At 71.2% G+C, this 19,803-nt stretch carries 20 protein-coding genes and 5 tRNA genes; 19 read left to right on the forward strand and 6 right to left on the reverse strand.

Features of this window, described 5'->3' with window-relative positions:
• Nucleotides 1-186 precede the first annotated feature (186 nt).
• The 8 genes from ACFYY2_RS25465 to ACFYY2_RS25500 all read left to right on the forward strand — a co-directional run bounded on the left by ACFYY2_RS25465 (nucleotide 187) and on the right by ACFYY2_RS25500 (nucleotide 3,876).
• The gene (locus ACFYY2_RS25465) at nucleotides 187-963 is read left to right on the forward strand and encodes a fumarylacetoacetate hydrolase family protein (protein WP_388746760.1); all 777 of its coding nucleotides are present in this window, start codon (nucleotides 187-189) and stop codon (nucleotides 961-963) included.
• On the forward strand, nucleotides 956-2,467 hold the full coding sequence (gltX, locus tag ACFYY2_RS25470) for a glutamate--tRNA ligase (protein WP_388746763.1): 1,512 nt from the start codon (nucleotides 956-958) through the stop codon (nucleotides 2,465-2,467). The genes ACFYY2_RS25465 and gltX overlap by 8 nt, the downstream gene beginning before the upstream one ends.
• A gap of 140 nt (nucleotides 2,468-2,607) precedes the next feature.
• The gene (locus ACFYY2_RS25475) at nucleotides 2,608-3,318 is read left to right on the forward strand and encodes an HAD family hydrolase (RefSeq protein WP_388746766.1); all 711 of its coding nucleotides are present in this window, start codon (nucleotides 2,608-2,610) and stop codon (nucleotides 3,316-3,318) included.
• Nucleotides 3,319-3,403: 85 nt separating this feature from the next.
• Nucleotides 3,404-3,475: transfer RNA gene (locus ACFYY2_RS25480), tRNA-Gln, on the forward strand.
• An 18-nt stretch (nucleotides 3,476-3,493) separates the two neighbouring features.
• Nucleotides 3,494-3,566, forward strand: a tRNA-Glu gene (locus ACFYY2_RS25485).
• A 60-nt stretch (nucleotides 3,567-3,626) separates the two neighbouring features.
• A tRNA-Glu gene (locus tag ACFYY2_RS25490) sits at nucleotides 3,627-3,699 on the forward strand.
• Between the two features lie 12 nt (nucleotides 3,700-3,711).
• Nucleotides 3,712-3,783: transfer RNA gene (locus ACFYY2_RS25495), tRNA-Gln, on the forward strand.
• A gap of 20 nt (nucleotides 3,784-3,803) precedes the next feature.
• Nucleotides 3,804-3,876, forward strand: a tRNA-Glu gene (locus ACFYY2_RS25500).
• A gap of 390 nt (nucleotides 3,877-4,266) precedes the next feature.
• Here the strand turns inward: ACFYY2_RS25500 and ndgR are convergent.
• Nucleotides 4,267-4,983: an IclR family transcriptional regulator NdgR gene (ndgR, locus tag ACFYY2_RS25505; RefSeq protein ID WP_003966003.1), complete on the reverse strand. Its 717-nt coding sequence runs from the start codon at nucleotides 4,981-4,983 to the stop codon at nucleotides 4,267-4,269.
• 173 nt (nucleotides 4,984-5,156) lie between these two features.
• Between ndgR and leuC the strand changes: the two genes are divergently transcribed.
• From leuC to ACFYY2_RS25525, 4 genes are all read left to right on the forward strand, one after another.
• On the forward strand, nucleotides 5,157-6,581 hold the full coding sequence (gene leuC / locus ACFYY2_RS25510; RefSeq protein ID WP_388746770.1) for a 3-isopropylmalate dehydratase large subunit: 1,425 nt from the start codon (nucleotides 5,157-5,159) through the stop codon (nucleotides 6,579-6,581).
• Between the two features lie 5 nt (nucleotides 6,582-6,586).
• Nucleotides 6,587-7,180 carry a 3-isopropylmalate dehydratase small subunit gene (gene leuD / locus ACFYY2_RS25515; RefSeq protein WP_327114120.1) on the forward strand — a complete coding sequence of 198 codons (594 nt, stop codon included), beginning with the start codon at nucleotides 6,587-6,589 and terminating at the stop codon, nucleotides 7,178-7,180.
• Between the two features lie 104 nt (nucleotides 7,181-7,284).
• Nucleotides 7,285-7,512: a hypothetical protein gene (locus ACFYY2_RS25520; protein ID WP_384058622.1), complete on the forward strand. Its 228-nt coding sequence runs from the start codon at nucleotides 7,285-7,287 to the stop codon at nucleotides 7,510-7,512.
• Between the two features lie 142 nt (nucleotides 7,513-7,654).
• Nucleotides 7,655-8,317, forward strand: a complete 663-nt coding sequence (locus tag ACFYY2_RS25525; RefSeq protein WP_329040873.1) for an HU family DNA-binding protein — start codon at nucleotides 7,655-7,657, stop codon at nucleotides 8,315-8,317.
• 81 nt (nucleotides 8,318-8,398) lie between these two features.
• Here ACFYY2_RS25525 and ACFYY2_RS25530 read toward each other — a convergent pair whose 3' ends face one another.
• Together ACFYY2_RS25530 and cofC are read right to left on the reverse strand one after the other, a co-directional pair.
• Nucleotides 8,399-8,602: a hypothetical protein gene (locus tag ACFYY2_RS25530; RefSeq protein WP_329040874.1), complete on the reverse strand. Its 204-nt coding sequence runs from the start codon at nucleotides 8,600-8,602 to the stop codon at nucleotides 8,399-8,401.
• A 10-nt stretch (nucleotides 8,603-8,612) separates the two neighbouring features.
• Nucleotides 8,613-9,302, reverse strand: a complete 690-nt coding sequence (gene cofC / locus ACFYY2_RS25535) for a 2-phospho-L-lactate guanylyltransferase (protein ID WP_388746777.1) — start codon at nucleotides 9,300-9,302, stop codon at nucleotides 8,613-8,615.
• A 141-nt stretch (nucleotides 9,303-9,443) separates the two neighbouring features.
• Here cofC and ACFYY2_RS25540 point away from each other — a divergent pair, with 141 nt between their 5' ends.
• From ACFYY2_RS25540 to ACFYY2_RS25550, 3 genes are read left to right on the forward strand one after another with little or no spacing between them, the layout of a single operon-like run.
• Nucleotides 9,444-10,196, forward strand: a complete 753-nt coding sequence (locus tag ACFYY2_RS25540; protein ID WP_388746780.1) for a lysophospholipid acyltransferase family protein — start codon at nucleotides 9,444-9,446, stop codon at nucleotides 10,194-10,196.
• A complete protein-coding gene (locus ACFYY2_RS25545) occupies nucleotides 10,193-11,203 on the forward strand; it encodes an NAD(P)H-dependent glycerol-3-phosphate dehydrogenase (protein ID WP_388746782.1) in 1,011 nt (336 codons plus the stop codon). The genes ACFYY2_RS25540 and ACFYY2_RS25545 overlap by 4 nt, the downstream gene beginning before the upstream one ends.
• Nucleotides 11,204-11,237: 34 nt before the next feature.
• A complete protein-coding gene (locus ACFYY2_RS25550; RefSeq protein WP_388746785.1) occupies nucleotides 11,238-12,422 on the forward strand; it encodes a D-alanine--D-alanine ligase family protein in 1,185 nt (394 codons plus the stop codon).
• A gap of 47 nt (nucleotides 12,423-12,469) precedes the next feature.
• Here the strand turns inward: ACFYY2_RS25550 and ACFYY2_RS25555 are convergent, their stop codons facing one another.
• Complete coding sequence (locus ACFYY2_RS25555; RefSeq protein WP_388746788.1) at nucleotides 12,470-12,958, reverse strand: DUF3515 domain-containing protein; 489 nt, start codon at nucleotides 12,956-12,958, stop codon at nucleotides 12,470-12,472.
• Between the two features lie 20 nt (nucleotides 12,959-12,978).
• Nucleotides 12,979-13,212 (reverse strand): Lrp/AsnC family transcriptional regulator, encoded by a 234-nt coding sequence (locus ACFYY2_RS25560; protein ID WP_056791028.1) that lies wholly within the window; start codon nucleotides 13,210-13,212, stop codon nucleotides 12,979-12,981.
• Between the two features lie 320 nt (nucleotides 13,213-13,532).
• Between ACFYY2_RS25560 and ACFYY2_RS25565 the strand changes: the two genes are divergently transcribed.
• Both ACFYY2_RS25565 and thiD read left to right on the forward strand, forming a co-directional pair.
• On the forward strand, nucleotides 13,533-14,504 hold the full coding sequence (locus ACFYY2_RS25565) for a thiamine-phosphate kinase (RefSeq protein WP_362931441.1): 972 nt from the start codon (nucleotides 13,533-13,535) through the stop codon (nucleotides 14,502-14,504).
• Between the two features lie 10 nt (nucleotides 14,505-14,514).
• Entirely contained in the window at nucleotides 14,515-15,324 is an 810-nt protein-coding gene (thiD, locus tag ACFYY2_RS25570) for a bifunctional hydroxymethylpyrimidine kinase/phosphomethylpyrimidine kinase (protein ID WP_388746793.1), read from the forward strand.
• Between the two features lie 104 nt (nucleotides 15,325-15,428).
• Here thiD and rpmB read toward each other — a convergent pair whose 3' ends face one another.
• Nucleotides 15,429-15,614, reverse strand: a complete 186-nt coding sequence (gene rpmB / locus ACFYY2_RS25575) for a 50S ribosomal protein L28 (protein WP_003965989.1) — start codon at nucleotides 15,612-15,614, stop codon at nucleotides 15,429-15,431.
• A 256-nt stretch (nucleotides 15,615-15,870) separates the two neighbouring features.
• Between rpmB and ACFYY2_RS25580 the strand changes: the two genes are divergently transcribed.
• The gene (locus ACFYY2_RS25580) at nucleotides 15,871-17,493 is read left to right on the forward strand and encodes a DAK2 domain-containing protein (protein ID WP_388746796.1); all 1,623 of its coding nucleotides are present in this window, start codon (nucleotides 15,871-15,873) and stop codon (nucleotides 17,491-17,493) included.
• A gap of 51 nt (nucleotides 17,494-17,544) precedes the next feature.
• The gene (recG, locus tag ACFYY2_RS25585; protein WP_388746799.1) at nucleotides 17,545-19,764 is read left to right on the forward strand and encodes an ATP-dependent DNA helicase RecG; all 2,220 of its coding nucleotides are present in this window, start codon (nucleotides 17,545-17,547) and stop codon (nucleotides 19,762-19,764) included.
• The last annotated feature ends 39 nt before the right edge of the window (nucleotides 19,765-19,803 follow it).

The following is a 19,803-nucleotide window of genomic DNA, read 5'->3' on the forward strand; positions in this document are numbered from 1 at the left end:
CGGCGCCGCCCGCCCCGCGGCGCCCGCTCCATCGGACACGAGCCCCCGCAGCCCGGCTGCGGGGGCTCGCGCGTGCCCGCGTCGGCGCGCCCCGGACGCCGCCTGTCACAGGGGCGGAGCCCGCCGGGCGAGGCGATAGCCTGGAGCGTCAGTCTTCAGCCAGCAAGTGAGGGGCTACAGCTTCCCGTGCGCATCGCCAGGTTCTCCATCGACGGCAATGTCGCCTTCGGCGCGGTCGAGGGCGACAGCCCCGACAGCCTCGTCCTCGACATCATCAAGGGCATCCCGTACGCCGACTTCGAACTCTCCGGGACCAAGGTCCCGCTGAGCAAGGTCCGGCTGCTCCCGCCCGTGCTTCCGAACAAGGTCGTGGCCATCGGCCGTAACTACGCGGAACACGCCGCCGAGATGGGCAACGAGGTCCCGGACGTCCCCGTGGCCTTCTTCAAGCCCACCACCTCGGTGATCGGCTCGGGCGACGCCATCGAGTACCCCTCGTTCTCCGAGGAGCTGCACTACGAGGCGGAGCTCGCCGTCGTGATCGGGCGCATGTGCCGCGAGGTCCCGCGCGAGCGTGTCAAGGACGTCATCCTCGGCTACACCTGCGCCAACGACGTCACCGCCCGCGACGTCCAGCGGCGCGAGAGCCAGTGGGCCCGCGCCAAGGGCTTCGACACCTCCTGCCCCCTCGGGCCCTGGGTGGAGACCGACGTCGACCCCGGCGACCTGGCCATCCAGGCCACGGTCAACGGCGAGCAGCGACAGCTCGGCCGGACAAGCGACATGATCCGCTCCGTCGAGGACCTGGTCGTCCACATCACGGAGGCCATGACGCTGCTCCCGGGCGACGTGATCCTGACGGGGACCCCCGCGGGCGTCGGACCCCTGCACGTCGGCGACGAGGTCGCCGTCACCATCGAAGGCATCGGCACTCTCACCAACAAGGTGATCAAGCGTGGTTAACGGACCTGCCCCCAAGCTCTCAGCTCCGTCCGAGCAGGGGGTAACCCCTCGCGTACGTTTCTGCCCCTCCCCGACCGGCAACCCCCACGTGGGCCTGGTCCGGACGGCTCTCTTCAACTGGGCCTTCGCCAGGCACCACCAGGGCACCATGGTGTTCCGCATCGAGGACACCGACGCGGCCCGCGACTCCGAGGAGTCGTACACGCAGCTGCTCGACTCGATGCGCTGGCTCGGCCTCGACTGGGACGAGGGCCCGGAGACCGGCGGCCCGCACGCGCCCTACCGCCAGTCGCAGCGGATGGACCTCTACAAGGACGTCGCCGAGAAGCTCCTGGCCGCCGGGTACGCGTACCCCTGCTACTGCACCACCGAGGAGCTCGACGCGCGCCGCGACGCCGCCCGCGCCGCCGGGAAGCCCTCGGGCTACGACGGCCACTGCCGCGACCTGAGCGACGAGCGGAAGTCCGCGTACGAGGCCGAGGGCCGCACCTCGATCGTCCGTTTCCGGATGCCCGACGAGGCGATCACCTTCACCGACCTGGTCCGCGGCGACATCACCGTCCAGCCGGAGAACGTCCCGGACTACGGCATCGTCCGCGCCAACGGCGCACCCCTCTACACGCTCGTCAACCCGGTCGACGACGCGCTGATGGAGATCACCCACGTCCTGCGCGGCGAGGACCTGCTCTCCTCCACCCCGCGCCAGATCGCCCTCTACCGGGCGCTCATCGAGCTGGGCATCGCCAAGGACACCCCGGCCTTCGGCCACCTGCCGTACGTCATGGGCGAGGGCAACAAGAAGCTCTCCAAGCGCGACCCGCAGGCCTCGCTCAACCTCTACCGCGAGCGCGGGTTCCTCCCCGAGGGCCTCATCAACTACCTCTCGCTGCTGGGCTGGTCCATCGCCGAGGACCGTGACATCTTCGGGCGCGACGAGCTGGTGGCGGCGTTCGACATCGCGGACGTCAACGCCAACCCGGCGCGTTTCGACCTGAAGAAGGCCGAGCACATCAACGCCGAGCACCTGCGGATGCTCGACGTGAAGGCATTCACCGAGGCGTGCGGCCCCTGGCTGAAGGCCCCCTACGCGCCGTGGGCCCCCGAGGCCTTCGACGCGGAGCAGTTCGCCGAGATCGCCCCGCACGCGCAGACGCGCGTCACGGTCCTCTCGGACATCACGGCCAACGTGGACTTCCTCTTCCTGGACGAGCCCGTCCACGACGAGGCGTCCTGGGCCAAGGCGATGAAGGAGGGCTCCGACGCCCTGCTCGTCACGGCCCGGGCCGAGCTGACCGCTGCCGAGTGGAACGCCGAGGCGCTCAAGACGGCCGTCCTCACCGCCGGTGAGAAGCACGGTCTCAAGCTCGGCAAGGCGCAGGCCCCGGTCCGCGTCGCCGTCACCGGCCGCACCGTGGGTCTGCCGCTCTTCGAGTCCCTGGAGATCCTGGGCCGCGAGAAGACGATCGCCCGGATCGACGCGGCGCTGGCGAAGCTGGCGGCGTAGCGGAGTTCACGCTGCCGGTGGGCGGTCACGGGTCTCCCGTGGCCGCCCACCGGCGTACGGGGGACCGCCGGTCTCCGCGGCCCGCTCCGTGTCGTCCGGTCGGCCCGCGCCGGGCGCACGTCGCGGGTAGGTTCGCCGGTATGGCCATCCGCGCGGTTCTCTGGGACGTCGACGACACGATCTTCGACTACGCGGGCTCGGACCGCACCGGTCTCCTCACCCACCTGCGGGCGGAGGGTCTGCCCGACGACGGCGAGGACCACCACGCCCGGTGGATGAGCATCGCCTCGGTCCACTGGGCGCGGGTCGCCGCCGGCGAGTCCGACTGGCACGCGCACTGCCGGGACCGGGTCAGGGACTTCCTCGGCCGGGAGCTGAGCGACCAGGAGGCCGACGCCTGGTTCACCCGGTACACCGGGCACTACGAGCGCTCCTGGGTCCTCTTCCCCGACACGCTGCCCGTGCTGGACGCCCTGGCGGACACGCACCGGCACGCCGTGCTCTCGAACTCCTCGGCCGACCACCAGGAGCGCAAGCTGCGGGCGCTCGGTGTGCGCGACCGCTTCGAGGTCCTGTTGTGCGCGCGGGAACTGGGCGTCTACAAGCCGGACGCCAGGGCCTTCCTCGCGGCGTGCGAGGCGATGGAGCTCGATCCCCACGAGGTGGTCTACGTGGGGGACGAGCCCGACATCGACGCCGCGGGAGCCGTGGCCGCCGGACTGACCGGTGTCTGGCTGGACCGACGGGGCAGAGGCGGGCGGCCCGAACTCGTCCGGATCACGGGCCTCGGCGAACTCCCCGCGCTGCTGGCGGGCGATACCCGTTTTGGAGCGCCGGACACCTTCGGGTAATGTTCTTCCTGCGCCGCCCGAGCGGGCCGAAAGATCCGGCCGGGAAGCGCAGACAGAAACACCACCCTCAGGGGTTGCGTTTCAGTGGGCTATGGTGTAATTGGCAACACTACGGTTTCTGGTACCGTCATTCTAGGTTCGAGTCCTGGTAGCCCAGCGCAAGATCAAGTAGCAAGCCCCCGTTGTGTAGCGGCCTAGCACGCTGCCCTCTCACGGCAGTAGCGCCGGTTCGAATCCGGTCGGGGGTACAGATCCTTCCCGCGAGAACATCTGGGTCGCACCCACGTTCTTGATGCAGGATCGCTAGGGCCCCCGTTGTGTAGCGGCCTAGCACGCTGCCCTCTCACGGCAGTAGCGCCGGTTCGAATCCGGTCGGGGGTACTTGTCACACCATGGGCTATGGTGTAATTGGCAACACTACGGTTTCTGGTACCGTCATTCTAGGTTCGAGTCCTGGTAGCCCAGCGCACATCAGCAGTAACCACGCCCCCGTTGTGTAGCGGCCTAGCACGCTGCCCTCTCACGGCAGTAGCGCCGGTTCGAATCCGGTCGGGGGTACAACACAGCAGTACGGGAAGGCCCTTCACTTCGGTGGAGGGCCTTTTCGCTGTCCACCCGCCGTGGCCCCGCCGTCCGGCGCGGCGCTCCGCCGCGCCCGGCTTCCGCGCGGTCATCTCCCGTACGGGACGGGTCTGTTGGGTGAGGAGTCCGGCCGCGTACGGATGTCCGGGGTGAATGGGCATCACCGCGGGGGCCGCCAACGGGCGTCGCGTGGGGGAGGGTTCGCCGGGCTCCCGTGCCGCTTCCTGTGCGGAGCGCAGGAGGGGAAGGGGGAGGGGCGGGTGCCGCGAGGTCCGGGACGGGACACCGGAGAGGAGGGGGCCGCCACGGCGCTGGGGCGGCCTGAGGGAGGGGTGAGAGGGCCGGCGGGAGGGCCAGGGGTGTCTCTCAGCCCGTGCGGCGCAGGGCCTCGCTCAGCCGGGCGGCCGAGTCGATGACCGCCTGGGCGTGCATCCGCCCCGGATGACGGGTGAGGCGCTCGATCGGCCCGGAGACGGACACCGCGGCGACCACCCGGTTCGACGGCCCGCGCACCGGAGCCGACACGGAGGCCACGCCCGGCTCGCGCTCGCCGATGGACTGCGCCCAGCCGCGCCTGCGCACCCCCGAGAGGGCGGTGGCGGTGAAGCGGGCGCCCTGCAGGCCCCGGTGCAGGCGCTCCGGCTCCTCCCAGGCCATCAGGATCTGTGCGGACGAGCCGGCCTTCATGGTGAGCGTGGAGCCGACCGGCACGGTGTCCCGCAGGCCGGACAGCCGCTCCGCGGCCGCCACGCAGATCCGCATGTCGCCCTGCCGGCGATAGAGCTGCGCGCTCTCGCCGGTGATGTCGCGCAGATGTGTGAGTACGGGGCCGGCCGTCGCCAGGAGGCGGTCCTCGCCGGCCGCGGCCGCGAGCTCCGACAACCGGGGGCCGAGAATGAAACGGCCCTGCATGTCCCTCGCCACCATGCGGTGGTGTTCGAGTGCCACGGCGAGTCTGTGTGCCGTGGGCCGTGCGAGCCCTGTCGCCGCGACCAGCCCGGCGAGGGTGGCCGGACCGGACTCCAGGGCGCTCAATACCAGAGCTGCCTTGTCGAGAACGCCGACGCCGCTAGAGTTGTCCATACGACGATACTCCCGTCTCACTCTGTGAAACGCAAGTTCAATTTTCCCCGGAAGTTGCGAACCTGTACGAGCGGCCTTACCTGGGCTCGCAGCCACCGCCCCGCTCGGGGGTCCGGACGGCGGCACCCGAATCTCTAGTTGGGCCGGCGAAGATGCCGGCCGGAGGGAAAGCGATGGGTAGGACACTCGCGGAGAAGGTCTGGGACGACCACGTCGTCCGGCGCGCCGATGGCGAGCCCGACCTCCTCTTCATCGATCTGCACCTGCTGCACGAGGTGACCAGCCCGCAGGCGTTCGACGGTCTGCGTCAGGCCGGCCGCCCGGTCCGGCGTCTCGACCTCACCATCGCCACCGAGGACCACAACACCCCGACCCTCGACATCGACAAGCCGATCGCCGACCCCGTCTCCCGCGCCCAGCTGGAGACCCTGCGCAAGAACTGCGCGGACTTCGGAGTCCGGCTGCACCCGCTGGGCGACGTCGAGCAGGGCGTCGTGCACGTGGTCGGCCCCCAGCTGGGCCTGACCCAGCCCGGCACCACGGTGGTCTGCGGCGACTCGCACACCTCCACCCACGGAGCCTTCGGCGCGCTGGCCTTCGGCATCGGCACCAGCCAGGTCGAGCACGTCCTGGCCACCCAGACGCTGCCCCTGGCCCGCCCCCGGACGATGGCGATCACCGTCGAGGGCGAACTCCCCGACAGCGTCACCGCCAAGGACCTGATCCTGGCCATCATCGCCAGGATCGGTACCGGCGGCGGCCAGGGCTACATCCTCGAATACCGCGGTTCCGCCATCGAGAAGCTGTCGATGGAGGCCCGGATGACGATCTGCAACATGTCGATCGAGGCCGGAGCCCGCGCGGGGATGATCGCCCCGGACGAGACCACCTTCGACTACCTGCGGGGCCGCGACCACGCGCCCAGCGGCGAGGAGTGGGACGCCGCGGTGGAGTACTGGAAGACCCTGCGCACCGACGACGACGCCGTCTTCGACGCCGAGGTCGTCATCGACGGCCCGTCGCTCGCACCGTTCGTCACCTGGGGCACCAACCCGGGGCAGGGCGCGCCCCTGTCGGCCGCCGTCCCCGACCCCGCTTCGTACGAGGACGCCTCGGAGCGCCACGCCGCCGAAAAGGCGCTGGAGTACATGGGGTTGACCGCGGGCCAGCCGCTGCGCGAGATCAGCGTGGACACCGTGTTCGTAGGTTCGTGCACCAACGGGCGTATCGAGGACCTGCGCAACGCGGCCTCGGTCATGGACGGCCGCAAAGTCGCCGACGGGGTACGGATGCTGGTCGTCCCGGGCTCGGTCCGGGTCGCGCTGCAGGCCGTCGAGGAGGGCCTGGACAAGGTCTTCACCGCCGCCGGCGCCGAATGGCGGCACGCGGGCTGTTCGATGTGCCTCGGCATGAACCCCGACCAGCTGGCCCCCGGCGAGCGCTCCGCCTCCACCTCGAACAGGAACTTCGAGGGCAGGCAGGGCAAGGGCGGCCGCACCCACCTGGTCTCCCCGCAGGTCGCCGCCGCGACCGCCGTGCTGGGCCACCTGGCCTCGCCCGCCGATCTGTCCGACGTCCGCACGCCCGCCGGAGTCTGAGAGCCATGGAAGCATTCACCGCACACACCGGCCGGGTCGTCCCGCTGCGGCGCAGCAACGTCGACACCGACCAGATCATCCCGGCCCACTGGCTGAAGAAGGTCACCCGCGACGGCTTCGAGGACGGACTCTTCGAGGCCTGGCGCAAGGACGGGGACTTCGTCCTCAACCGCCCGGAGCGCAAGGGCGCCTCGGTCCTGGTCGCGGGTCCCGACTTCGGCACGGGCTCCTCCCGCGAGCACGCGGTCTGGGCCCTGCAGAACTACGGTTTCAAGGCCGTCATCTCCTCCCGGTTCGCCGACATCTTCCGCGGCAACTCCCTGAAGAACGGTCTCCTGACCGTCGTCCTCGACCAGGCGGTCGTGGACAGCATCTGGGAGCTGGCCGAGGCCGATCCGACGGCCGAGGTGACCGTCGACCTGGAGAAGCGCCAGGTGCTCGCCGAGGGCATCACGGCCGACTTCGAGCTCGACGAGAACGCCCGCTGGCGGCTGCTGAACGGGCTGGACGACATCAGCCTCACCCTTCAGAACGAAGCGGACATTGCGACTTACGAGGCGGCCCGGCCGTCCCACAAGCCGCGCACGATTGACGTCTGAGCAGCGCTTTTCCCGAACTGCGCCCCCTGTCCCCGGACAGGGGGCGCAGTCGCTTGTTGAGACCCCCTCGGGCGACAACTCGCCCCAGATGGCACAATCGGTGCATGGAACGCGACAGCCAACTCGAGCTCTATGGCCAAGTCGCCGACCGATTGAAGGAAGCGCACGCAAAGGTGCGCGCACTGCAAGTCCCGGAGGGCGTAAGGATGGCGCTGTCCCGGAAGCTGATGGTCGTCACGGCCGCGGCTAAGCACGATCTCCCAGGCGCGGCACGGCGTCTGGACCGGTTGATGAAGGACCTCGATGAGGGCCGATTCCCCGAAGGTGACTGACTCTGCGGACAGCGCAGCGGTCGACTTCGTTGCGGCACTAGGGTGATTAGCCCGTTTCGTGTTTGATTTGCGGTATATATCTGCCTAACGTGCGAAAAAGCCTGAACAGTTTCGTTCGGGCAATGTCTCCGAAGGGGAAGACGTGAACAAGGCGCAGCTCGTAGAAGCGATTGCCGACAAGGTCGGCGGCCGTCAGCAGGCCGCGGACGCGGTCGACGTGGTACTCGACGCGATCGTCCGTGCCGTCGTCGGCGGCGACCGTGTCTCGGTCACCGGATTCGGCTCGTTCGAGAAGGTCGACCGCCCCGCCCGCTACGCCCGTAACCCGCAGACGGGTGAGCGCGTCCGGGTCAAGAAGACCTCGGTGCCCCGCTTCCGTGCGGGACAGGGCTTCAAGGACCTGGTGAGCGGCTCCAAGAAGCTCCCCAAGGGCGGCGAGGTCTCCGTCAAGAAGGCTCCCAAGGGCAGCCTCTCGGGCGGTTCTTCCACCCGCACGACGGCGAAGGCCGCTGCGAAGAAGGCCACCGCCAAGAAGGCCACGGCCCGCAAGACCACGGCGGCCGCCAAGAAGACCACGGCGGCGGCGAAGAAGGCCACGCCGGCGAAGAAGACCACCACGGCGGCCGCGAAGAAGACCACGGCGGCGGCGAAGAAGGCGACGCCGGCGAAGAAGGCGACCGCCACGAAGAAGGCCGTAGCGGCCAAGACCGCGCCCGCCAAGAAGACCACGGCGAAGAAGGCGCCCGCGAAGAAGACCACGGCACGCAAGACCACAGCCAAGAAGGTCACCGCACGCAAGAAGTGAGACCGGGCACCGCTCGTTCCTCACACGCGCCGGGCCGGGCTCCCCTCGGGGAGCCCGGCCCGCGGGCTGTCCGGACGCCGTTCAGAGCGTCTGCAGCGTCACCAGGGTGATGCGCAGCGACGCGCCCTCGCCCTCGGTCTCGATCCGCACCCGCTGCCCCGGACGGAGCAGCCGCAGCCCGCCGGCGTCGAACGCCGGGGCGTCGAAGTCCACCGGTGTGCCGTCGTCGAGGAGCACGCTGCCGCTGCGGGTCCCGGGGTCGTACGTGAACGAAGTCGCCTGCATGAGCGGCAGCCTATCGGTCCGCGGCAGGCGCCACAGGGGCCGCCAGAAGCGCGGTGAAGCGCCCGACGCCCAGCGCGAGGGCCGCCCGCAGATCTCCGCCCGTGTCCACGTCCCGGCGGACCGAATCGAGGCCGGACGGCGTGATCTCCACCGCGCCGGAAGCGAGATGTCGCGCCCTGGACGAACCGCCGAACAGGGGGCGCAATTCCACTCCCGGCGCCGCGGAAAGAAATGTGGTTCCGATTCCCTGGGCGTCGGCGACAAATGCGCGGGGAAATGCCGTCGCGAAATCGAGCACGCGAGCCAATTCGTGCGGACGCAGTGCCGGGAGATCCGCATTCAGCGCCGCCACCGCCGCACCGCGTCCCCGCCCGCGCGCCCACCGGGCACCGTGTTCCAGCGCCGCGTTGAGACCCGCGGCAGGGGAGTCGGCCACCGTGCGGGCGCCGAGGGCCGCCAGCGCGGCGCCGGCCTCCGGATCGTCCGTGACGACGACCACATCACGCACCGAGGGGCAGGCCAGCGCCGCCGTGACGGTGTCCTGCGCGAACGCCAGGGCCAGACGGGGACGCAGCTCGCCGCCCACCGCACGTCCCAGCCTGCTCTTGGCCCTGGCCAGCGGTTTCAACGGGACGACCAGGGACCAGGGGCCGGTCGGGTCGGTGTTCGTGGCGATCTCCCCCTCTTGACGCGTCAGCATTTATTCTCGCCTGCCGGTAAGACAACCCGGCGGTCCGCCCCCAGACGTGAGGCGTACCGTGTTCCCCACACAGCAGGGGCCCGGGGCATGGAGCATCGCCGCGAGCCGCGCAGCAGCTCAGTCCTAGAGGAAGGCATCCGAGTGTCCCGCCGCAGAATCGGCTTCTGGTACCGCCTGGCTGCGGTGATCGCGAAACCGCCCCTGGTGGTTCTGTTCAAGCGGGACTGGCGGGGAATGGAACACATTCCGGCCGAGGGCGGATTCCTCACCGCGGTCAACCACAACTCGTATCTGGACCCGCTGTCGTACGCGCACTACCAGTACAACACCGGACGCGTGCCGCGGCTGCTCGCCAAGGCGGGGCTGTTCAGGACCCCGTTCGTCGGCATGATGCTGCGCGGCACCGGGCAGATCCCCGTCTACCGCGAGACGACCAACGCCCTCGACGCCTTCCGGGCCGCCGTCGAGGCCGTCGAACGCGGCGAGTGCGTCGCCTTCTACCCGGAGGGCACGCTCACCCGCGACCCCGACATGTGGCCGATGGCCGGCAAGACCGGCGCCGCCCGCGTCGCGCTGATGACCAAGGCCCCCGTGATCCCCGTCGCCCAGTGGGGCGCCAACCTCGCGATGCCGCCCTACGCGAAGGAGAACAAGCTCCGGCTGTTCCCCCGCAAGACCCTCCGGGTGCAGGCGGGGCCGCCCGTCGACCTGTCGAGCTACTACGGCCTCGAACCGACGCCCGAGGTGCTGCGCCGGGCGACCGAGACCATCATGGCCGCGATCACCGCCCAGCTGGAGGACGTGCGCGGCGAGAAGGCGCCCACCGAGCTCTACGATCACCGCAAGGCCCGTGCTGAACAGCGGCGCAAGGCAGAGGGAAAGGGATCCACGTGACGCACCCCGCCAAGGCGGCCGTCTTCGGAACCGGCTCATGGGGTACGGCCTTCGCCATGATCCTCGCCGACGCGGGCTGCGAGGTCACCCTCTGGGGGCGCCGGGCGGAGGTCGCCGAGGCGGTCAACACCACCCGCACCAACCCCGGGTACCTGCCGGGAATCGAGCTCCCCGCCTCGATCCGGGCCACCACGGACGCCGCTCAGGCGCTGCGCGGCGCCGACTTCGCCGTCCTGGTGGTGCCCTCCCAGACGCTGCGCGCCAACCTCGCGGACTGGGCCCCCCACCTCGAAAAGGACACGGTCCTCGTCTCCCTCATGAAGGGCGTCGAACTCGGCACCGCCAAGCGGATGAGCGAGGTCATCGAGGACGTCACGAAGGTGACCGCCGACCGCATCGCCGTCGTCACCGGCCCCAACCTCGCCAAGGAGATCGCCGAGCGCCGCCCCGCCGCGGCCGTCGTCGCCTCCGCGGACGAGGGGGTGGCCCAGCGCCTCCAGGCCGCGTGCCACACCCCGTACTTCCGGCCGTACACCAACACCGACGTGGTGGGCTGCGAACTGGGCGGCGCCGTCAAGAACGTCATCGGCCTCGCCGTGGGCATCGCCGACGGCATGGGCCTCGGCGACAACACCAAGGGCTCGCTCATCACCCGCGGCCTCGCCGAGACGACCCGCCTGGGCATCGCCATGGGCGCCGACCCGCTGACCTTCTCGGGGCTGGCCGGACTCGGCGACCTGGTGGCGACCTGCTCGTCCCCGCTGTCGCGCAACCACACGTTCGGCACCAACCTCGGCCGCGGGATGACGCTCCAGGAGACCGTCGCCGTCACCAGGCAGACCGCCGAAGGCGTCAAGTCCTGCGAGTCGGTGCTCGATCTGGCGCGCAGGCACGGTGTCGACATGCCGATCACCGAGACGGTCGTCGGTATCGTCCACGAGGGCAAGCCGCCGGTGGTCGCGCTGAAGGAGCTCATGTCGCGCAGCGCCAAGCCCGAGCGACGCTGACTCGGGCTCTACCAGCAGGTACGCTCATCGCGATATGAGCAGCCAGAACCTCCCCCAGAGCACCGAGAGCCCCCTCGGCTCCGAGCAGAGCTCCGAGCAGGGCCGCAAGCCGCGTGTGGCCGTCGTGTTCGGCGGCCGGAGCTCCGAACACGGCATCTCGGTCGTCACGGCGGGCGCCATCATGAGCGCCATCGACCGGACGAAGTACGACGTCCTGCCGATCGGCATCACCAGGGACGGGCGTTGGGCCCTCACGTCCGACGACCCGGCCCGGATGGCCATCACCGACCGGCAGGTCCCCGACGTGGACCAGCTGGCCGAGTCCGCCCGCGGAGTGGTGACGCTCTCCGTCGATCCCGGCAACCGTGACGTCGTCGTCGGTGAACCCGGCGCCGTTCCCACGGCGCTGGGCGAGGTCGACGTGGTCTTCCCCATGCTGCACGGCCCGTACGGCGAGGACGGCACGCTCCAGGGCCTTCTGGAGCTCTCCGGGGTGCCGTACGTCGGCGCGGGCGTCCTGGCCTCGGCCGTCGGCCAGGACAAGGAGTACATGAAGCGGGTGTTCACCTCCTTCGGGCTGCCGGTCGGCCCGTACGAGGTCGTCCGCCCCCGTGAGTGGGAGTCCGACCGCCCCGCCGCCCGCAAGCGCATCATGGAGTTCGCCGCCGAACACGGCTGGCCGCTCTTCGTGAAGCCCGCCCGCGGTGGCTCCTCCATGGGCATCACCAAGGTCGACGACCCCTCCGGACTCGACGAGGCGATCGAGGAGGCCCGCCGGCACGACCCCAAGTTCCTGGTGGAGTCCCTGCTGCGCGGCCGCGAGATCGAATGCGGCGTCCTGGAGTTCGAGGACGGACCGCGCGCGAGCGTGCCCGCCGAGATCCCGCCGGTCACCGCGCACGACTTCTACGACTTCGAGGCCAAGTACATCGACTCCGCGGCCGGACTGGTGCCCGCGCCGCTCACCGAGGAGCAGACCGCCGAGGTCCGGCGGCTCGCCGTGGACGCCTTCGAGGCCGCGTCCTGCGAGGGCCTGGTGCGCGCCGACTTCTTCCTCACGGAGGACGGCACGTTCGTCATCAACGAGATCAACACCATGCCGGGCTTCACCCCGATCTCCATGTACCCGCGCATGTGGCAGGAGAGCGGTGTGAGCTACGGGGAGCTGGTCGACCGGCTGATCCAGGCCGCGCTGAACCGCTCCACCGGCCTGCGCTGAGCCGCACGGTGGCCCCGTCCCCCCGCCGGGGGCGGGCCACCGGGCCCTCAGAGGCTGTCGGGCACCGTCTTCGCGACCGGTGCCGCGAACGCCGACAGCGGGGTGACGTCGTGCGCGTACTCCGGGCCGAGCGTCACCTCGACGTACGCCTTGCGATAGGTGGTCGTGAACCGGGGGCCGTCGGCGCCGCGCTGCTCCAGCAGCCAGTTGACGCCGTCCGCCTCCACCGCCTTGGACTGGGAATCGTCCATCCTCGCGGGCCGCGGGACACCGCAGCGCAGTACGATCGCCCCGTCCCCCCAGCCGGCGGTCAGATCCGACTCCGGTGAGGGGTCGCTCCGTTCCAGACCGGCGACCGTCTCCGGCAGTTCCCCGTGCAGTGCCCCGCAGTACCCGGCTGCCTCCGGCGACGGAGCGGGTACCGGCACGGACGGCTGGGAACCGCCGGCGGAACAGCCCGCCGCGGCCAGGACGAACAGGGCGGCGGACGCGGAGAGAACACGGGGTCCGGGAAGCGGGCGGCGGGTGCGGGTCACCGGGCCAGCGTAGACAGGGGTCAGAGGTGGACGACCGGGCAGGTCAGGGTTCTGGTGATGCCGTCCACCTGCTGGACCTTGGCGACCACCATGCGGCCGAGCGCGTCGACCGTGTCGGCCTGCGCGCGCACGATCACGTCGTAGGGGCCTGTGACGTCCTCTGCCTGGATCACTCCCGGGAGCTTTGCGATGGTCTCGGCGACGATCGACGCCTTGCCCACCTCGGTCTGGATGAGGATGTACGCCTGTACCACGGAACCTCCAGGGCGGCCACGAGGATCATGTGGGGGAAAGGGACGCCACGTTATCGCGTCGCCGCGGGCCACGGGGAGACCTACGGGCCGGTTGACGCCCACAGCGTGGCGTACGCACCACAGAAGTTGACGTATCTCTTGACGGTACCGACAGCAGTTGGGGCTCGCGACCGCAAGCCCACCGGGGCGGAAGGGGGACGGTGATGCCCGCACGACCCGGGGCCACCGGTGCCCCCGGGCCGTTCGTCCACGGCCCGGACCCCCGGCCGCTGAACCAGCCCGGACACGTGTCCGGTGCGATACATGAGAGGTGAGACTCGGTGAAGGGAACCGTGGGCGAGTTGGGGGAGTTCGGGCTCATCAGAGAGCTCACTTCCCGGCTCACCACCACTCCGGCGGTACGGCTGGGACCCGGCGACGACGCCGCGGTCGTGGCCGCTCCCGACCGCAGGGTCGTGGCCAGTACGGACATCCTGCTGGAAGGGCGGCACTTCCGCCGCGACTGGTCCACCGCGTACGACGTCGGCCGCAAGGCGGCCGCCCAGAACCTCGCCGACATCGCGGCCATGGGCGCCGTGCCCACCGCGCTGCTGCTCGGCCTCGTCGTGCCCGCCGACCTCCCGGTCACCTGGGCCGCCGAGCTGATGGACGGGCTGCGCGACGAGTGCCAGGTCGCCGGTGCGGCCGTGGTCGGGGGTGACGTCGTCGGCGGTGACACCATCACCGTCGCCATCACCGCGCTCGGTGACCTGCGCAACCACGAGCCCGTCACCCGTGCCGGAGCCCGTCCCGGCGACGTCGTCGCCGTCACCGGCTGGCTCGGCTGGTCCGCCGCCGGATTCGCCGTGCTCTCCCGCGGGTTCCGCTCGCCCCGCGCCTTCGTCGAGGCGCACCGGCGCCCCGAACCGCCGTACCACGCGGGACCGGCGGCGGCCGGGCTGGGCGCCACGGCCATGACGGACGTGAGCGACGGCCTCGTCGCGGACCTCGGGCACATCGCCGAGGCCAGCAAGGTCCGCATCGACCTGCGCTCGGGGCTGATCGACATCCCCTCCCAGATGTCCGACATCGGGCAGGCCGTCGGGGTCGACCCCCTGCAGTGGGTGCTCACCGGGGGAGAGGACCACGCGATCGTGGCGACGTTCCCCGCCGACGTGAAGCTCCCCGCCCGCTGGAAGGTGATCGGCGAGGTCCTCAACCCGTCGGCGCTGCCTCAGGTCACGGTCGACGGAGCCCCCTGGACCAGCAAGGGCGGCTGGGACCATTTCGGGTCCATCGAGGACGCCCAGTAGATTCCGGGGCATGACAGCACCCGCCGCCGTACCGCCCCGTGTCCTCACCGTCGCCGGATCCGACTCCGGCGGCGGTGCGGGCATCCAGGCCGATCTGAAGACGATGCTCGCCCTCGGCACCCACGGGATGAGCGTGCTCACCGCCGTGACCGCCCAGAACTCGCTGGGCGTGCAGGGCGCCTGGGAACTCCCGGTGGACGCCGTGCGCGCCCAGTACCGGAGCGTCGTCGACGACATCGGCGTCCAGGCCGTGAAGACGGGCATGCTGGCGTCCGCCGCACTCGTCGAGACCGTCGCGGAACTCGTCGCCGGCACCCGGGCCCCCGTCGTCGTCGACCCCGTCGGGGTCTCCAAGCACGGTGACGCCCTGCTCGCCACCGAGGCCCTCGCGTCCGTGCGCACCAGACTGCTGCCCGTCGCCACCGTCGCCACCCCCAACCTCGACGAGGTGGCCCAGCTCACCGGCATCACGGTCACCGACGAGGCCGGGATGCTGCGGGCCGCGGCGGAGCTCCTGTCCTACGGGCCGCGCTGGGTCGTCATCAAGGGCGGCCATCTGCCCGGCGAGGCCGTCGACCTGCTGACCGACGGCACGGACGAGCACTGGCTGCGCGCACCGAGGCACGACAACCGGCACACCCACGGCACCGGCTGCACCCTCGCCTCCGCCATCGCGTGCGGGCTCGCCCGCGGCCAGGACGTGCCGACGGCAGTGAGGGGCGCGAAGGAGTACGTCACCGGCGCGATACGGGCCGGCTTCGCGCTGGGCGGCGGCATCGGCCCCGTCGATCACGGCTGGGCGCTGCGCCGCGCGCGCTGAGGGGCGGGGCGCGACGGCCCGCACGGTGAAGGACAGCAAAAAGCCGGTCCACCGAGATGGACCGGCTTTTTGGGCAACCGGAAGGCTGCGCTACGACGGGGACGTCAGCGCGCGACCTTGCCGGCCTTGATGCACGAGGTGCAGACGTTGAGCCGCTTCGGCGTCCGACCGACCACGGCACGCACGCGCTGGATGTTGGGATTCCAGCGACGGGACGTACGGCGGTGCGAGTGCGAAATGCTGTTGCCGAAGCTCGGCCCCTTGCCGCAAACGTCGCAGTTGGCAGCCACGGGTCACTCCAAAGACTTCAGATGCACTTACAGTGAATTCCGGCGCGCCGGAATCATTTTACTGAAGTGGCGGTACCGGAGGAATGTCCCGACTTTCGTCGGGCAACCGAAGCAGCATACAACGGCTGCGTCGGAGATACGAAACTACCACGGGTTCCCCGGCCCTCCTCCCCGCACCTGTGCCCGCCGGACCTGCGGGCGAGGACTACTCTGCGGTTCAGCCAGCCCCCCACGGCCGCCCCAAGGAGGACCAACGGTGCCGCAGTCCCACGACGTTCTGGACGCCGTCGCGGTGCGCACCTGGTGCTCGCTGGCGCTGGAGGCCCTGGGCCGGGAGCGGTCGGCGATCGACGCCATCAACGTCTACCCGGTCGCCGACGGGGACACGGGCACCAACCTGTACCTCACCGTGGAATCGGCGGCTGCGGCGGTCGAGGCGGTGTTCGCCGCCCACGAGACGGGTTCCACCCTCCCCGCCCCCGCCGACGTCGTCCGGGCCATGGCGCACGGGGCGCTGATCGGCGCCCGGGGAAACTCCGGCACCATCCTGGCGCAGTTGCTGCGCGGCATGGCCGGAGTGCTGGCCGAGGCGGGTGACGCACCTCACCTGCGGACCGCCCTCGCGGAGGCCGCCGCCGCGGCGCGCAAGGCCGTCGCCCATCCCGTCGAGGGCACGGTGCTGACCGTCGCCACCGCCGCCGCGGGGGCGGCCGCGGCGGCGCCTGCCGGTGCGGGCCTGACGGACGTGCTCGACGCGGCGTACGGAGGCGCCCTCGCCGCCCTGGCCGCCACCCCCGGACAGCTGGCCGCCCTCGGACGCGCCGGTGTCGTGGACGCGGGCGGACAGGGCTTGGTCGCCGTGCTCGGAGCCCTGCTGGAAGCGGCCGGCGGCCGCCCCGCGGAGCGCACCGCACCTCCCGGTCCCGTGTCGCTGCCGCAGACGGGGGACTGCGGCGACGCGGACCCGGACGGCGGCCCCGCCTTCGAGGTCATCTACCTGCTGGAGGCCACCGACGAGGCCGTGACCGTGCTGCGGAGCCGGCTGGACGCCCTCGGGGACTCACTCGTCGTCGTCGGCGGCGACGGCCTGTGGAACGTCCACGTCCACGTCGACGACGCCGGGGCGGCCGTCGAGGCCGGTGTCGAGGCGGGGCGGCCCTACCGCATCCGGATCACGCACTTCGCCGCCGACCGGATCCGTGCCCACCGCGAACCGGTCCAGCGCGCGGTCGTCCTGGTCGTCCCCGGCGACGGACTCTCCGGCCTGTGCGCCGACGCCGGTGCGACCACCGTCCTGGCCCGCCCCGGCGAGCCGCCCGCCAGCGGCGAACTGGTCGACGCGATCCGCCGGGCCCACGCGCGCGAGGTCGTCCTGCTGCCCAACGACGCGCAACTGCGGCACACGGCGGCGGCGGCCGCCGAACAGGCCAGGACCGAAGGCATCCGCGTCGCCGTGGTCCCCACGCGCGCGGCCGTCCAGGGGATCGCCGCCCTCGCCGTCCACGAACCGGGGCGCGGCTTCGACGAGGACGTCGTCGCCATGACCGCGGCGGCCGGTGCCACCCGGTACGCCGAACTGGCCGTCGCCGAGCGCCAGTCGTGGACGATGGCGGGGATCTGCCAGGCCGGCGACATCCTCGGGCTGATCGACGGGGACGTCGCCGTCATCGGCGAGGACGTGCCCGCGACCGCCCGCACCGTCCTCGACCGGATGCTGTCGGCCGGCGGCGAACTCGTCACCCTGGTCCTGGGGGAGGACGTCCCCGACAGCCTCGCCGACGCCCTGAGCGCGTACGTGCGCGAGGGCTACCTGGCCGTCGACACCGTCGTCTACCGGGGCGGCCACCAGACCGCGCCCCTGCTCATCGGCGTCGAGTGACACCGTGCCCCGCGCCGTGCCCGGCGACATCTGTCGGTGCCGTGGTGTGCAATGGACCGCGTGTCCGCTTTCGATGAACCCCTGAAGAAGCTGCTCGGCGGAGCCACCGCGAAGGTGATGGCCGAACACCTCGGCCTGCACACGGTCGGTGACCTCCTCCACCACTACCCGCGACGGTACGAGGAGCGCGGCCGGCTCACGGCGCTCACGGACCTCCCGCTGGACGAGCACGTCACGGTCGTCGCCCAGGTCGCCGACGCGCGGATCATGATGTTCAACAACGGCCGGGGCAAGCGGCTCGAAGTGACCCTCACCGACGGCAGCGGCAGGCTCCAGCTGGTCTTCTTCGGGCACGGCGTCCACAAGCCCCACAAGGAGCTGCTGCCCGGGCGGCGCGCCATGTTCGCGGGCAAGGCCTCCGTCTTCAACCGGAAGATGCAGCTCGCCCACCCCACGTACCAGCTCCTCGACGCGCAGGACGGCGACGAGGAGGACGTGACCGAGGCCGTCGACGCCTTCGCCGGCCGGCTGCTGCCGATCTACCCCGCCTGCAAGCAGCTCGACTCCTGGCGGATCGCCAAAGCCGTCGACACCGTCCTGCCCAGCGCGCGGGAGGCCGTCGACCCGCTGCCCCTCCCGCTGCGCGAGGGACGGGGCTTCGTCCCGCTCCCCGAGGCGCTGCTCAGGATCCACCGGCCGCAGACCAAGGCGGACATCGCCGCCGCGCGTGACCGGCTGCGCTGGGACGAGGCCTTCGTCCTCCAGGTCGCCCTCGCCCGCCGCAGGTACGCCGACACCCAGCTTCCGGCGGTGGCCAGGAAGCCCGTGTCCGCGGGGGTCCTCGACGCCTTCGACGCCACGCTCCCCTTCACCCTCACCGAGGGCCAGCAGAAGGTCACCGAGGAGATCTTCGACGACCTGGCGACGGAACACCCGATGCACCGGCTGCTCCAGGGCGAGGTCGGCTCGGGCAAGACACTGGTCGCGCTGCGCGCCATGCTCCGGGTCGTCGACGCGGGCGGCCAGGCCGCGATGCTCGCCCCCACCGAAGTGCTCGCCCAGCAGCACCACCGGTCGATCACCGAGATGATGGGCGAGCTGGCCGAAGGAGGCATGCTGGGCGGCTCCGACCTCGGCACCAAGGTCGTCCTGCTGACCGGATCCATGGGCACGGCCGCCCGCCGTCAGGCACTCCTCGACCTGGTCACGGGCGAGGCGGGACTGGTCATCGGCACCCACGCGCTGATCGAGGACAAGGTCAAGTTCCACGACCTCGGCCTGGTCGTCGTGGACGAGCAGCACCGGTTCGGGGTGGAGCAGCGCGACGCCCTGCGCTCCAAGGGCAAGCAGCCCCCGCACCTGCTCGTCATGACCGCCACCCCCATTCCGCGCACGGTCGCGATGACGGTCTTCGGCGACCTGGAGACCTCCGTGCTCGACCAGTTGCCGGCCGGACGCTCCCCGATCGCCAGCCACGTCGTGCCCGCCAAGGACAAGCCCCACTTCCTCGACCGCGCCTGGGAACGGGTCCGCGAGGAGGTCGCGAACGGCCACCAGGCCTACGTCGTCTGCCCCCGCATCGGCGACGACGCGGACGAGGCGGCGGAGAAGAAGGGCAAGGCCGCCGGGAAGCCCCCCGCCGACGACCCGGAGAAGCGTCCGCCGCTCGCCGTGCTGGACATCGCCGCACAGCTCGCCAGGGGCCCGCTGAGCGGCCTGCGCGTCGAGATCCTCCACGGCAGGATGCAGCCCGACGACAAGGACGACGTCATGCGTCGCTTCGCCGCCGGCCAGGCCGACGTCCTCGTCGCCACCACGGTCATCGAGGTCGGGGTGAACGTCCCCAACGCCACCGCGATGGTGATCATGGACGCCGACCGCTTCGGGGTGTCCCAGCTGCACCAGCTCAGGGGCCGCGTCGGCCGCGGCAGCGCCCCCGGCCTCTGCCTGCTGGTCAGCGAGGCCCACGAGGCGAGCCCCGCCCGGGCCAGACTCTCCGCGGTCGCCGCGACCCTCGACGGCTTCGAGCTGTCCCGCATCGACCTCGAACAGCGCCGGGAGGGCGACGTCCTCGGCCAGGCCCAGTCCGGCGTCCGGTCCTCCCTGCGGGTGCTCAGCGTCATCGACGACGAGGAGGTCATCGCGGCGGCCCGTGAGGAGGCCGTGCGGGTCGTCGCGGACGACCCGGACCTCGACCGGCTCCCCGAGCTGCGCATCGCGCTGGACGCGCTGCTGGACAAGGACAGGGAGGAGTACCTCGACAAGGGGTGACGGGGGTGACCGGGCGGAAACCCCGGGACGCCATATCGT

The sequence above is a fragment of the Streptomyces sp. NPDC001822 genome (genome assembly GCF_042892135.1).
Lineage (GTDB): Bacteria > Actinomycetota > Actinomycetes > Streptomycetales > Streptomycetaceae > Streptomyces.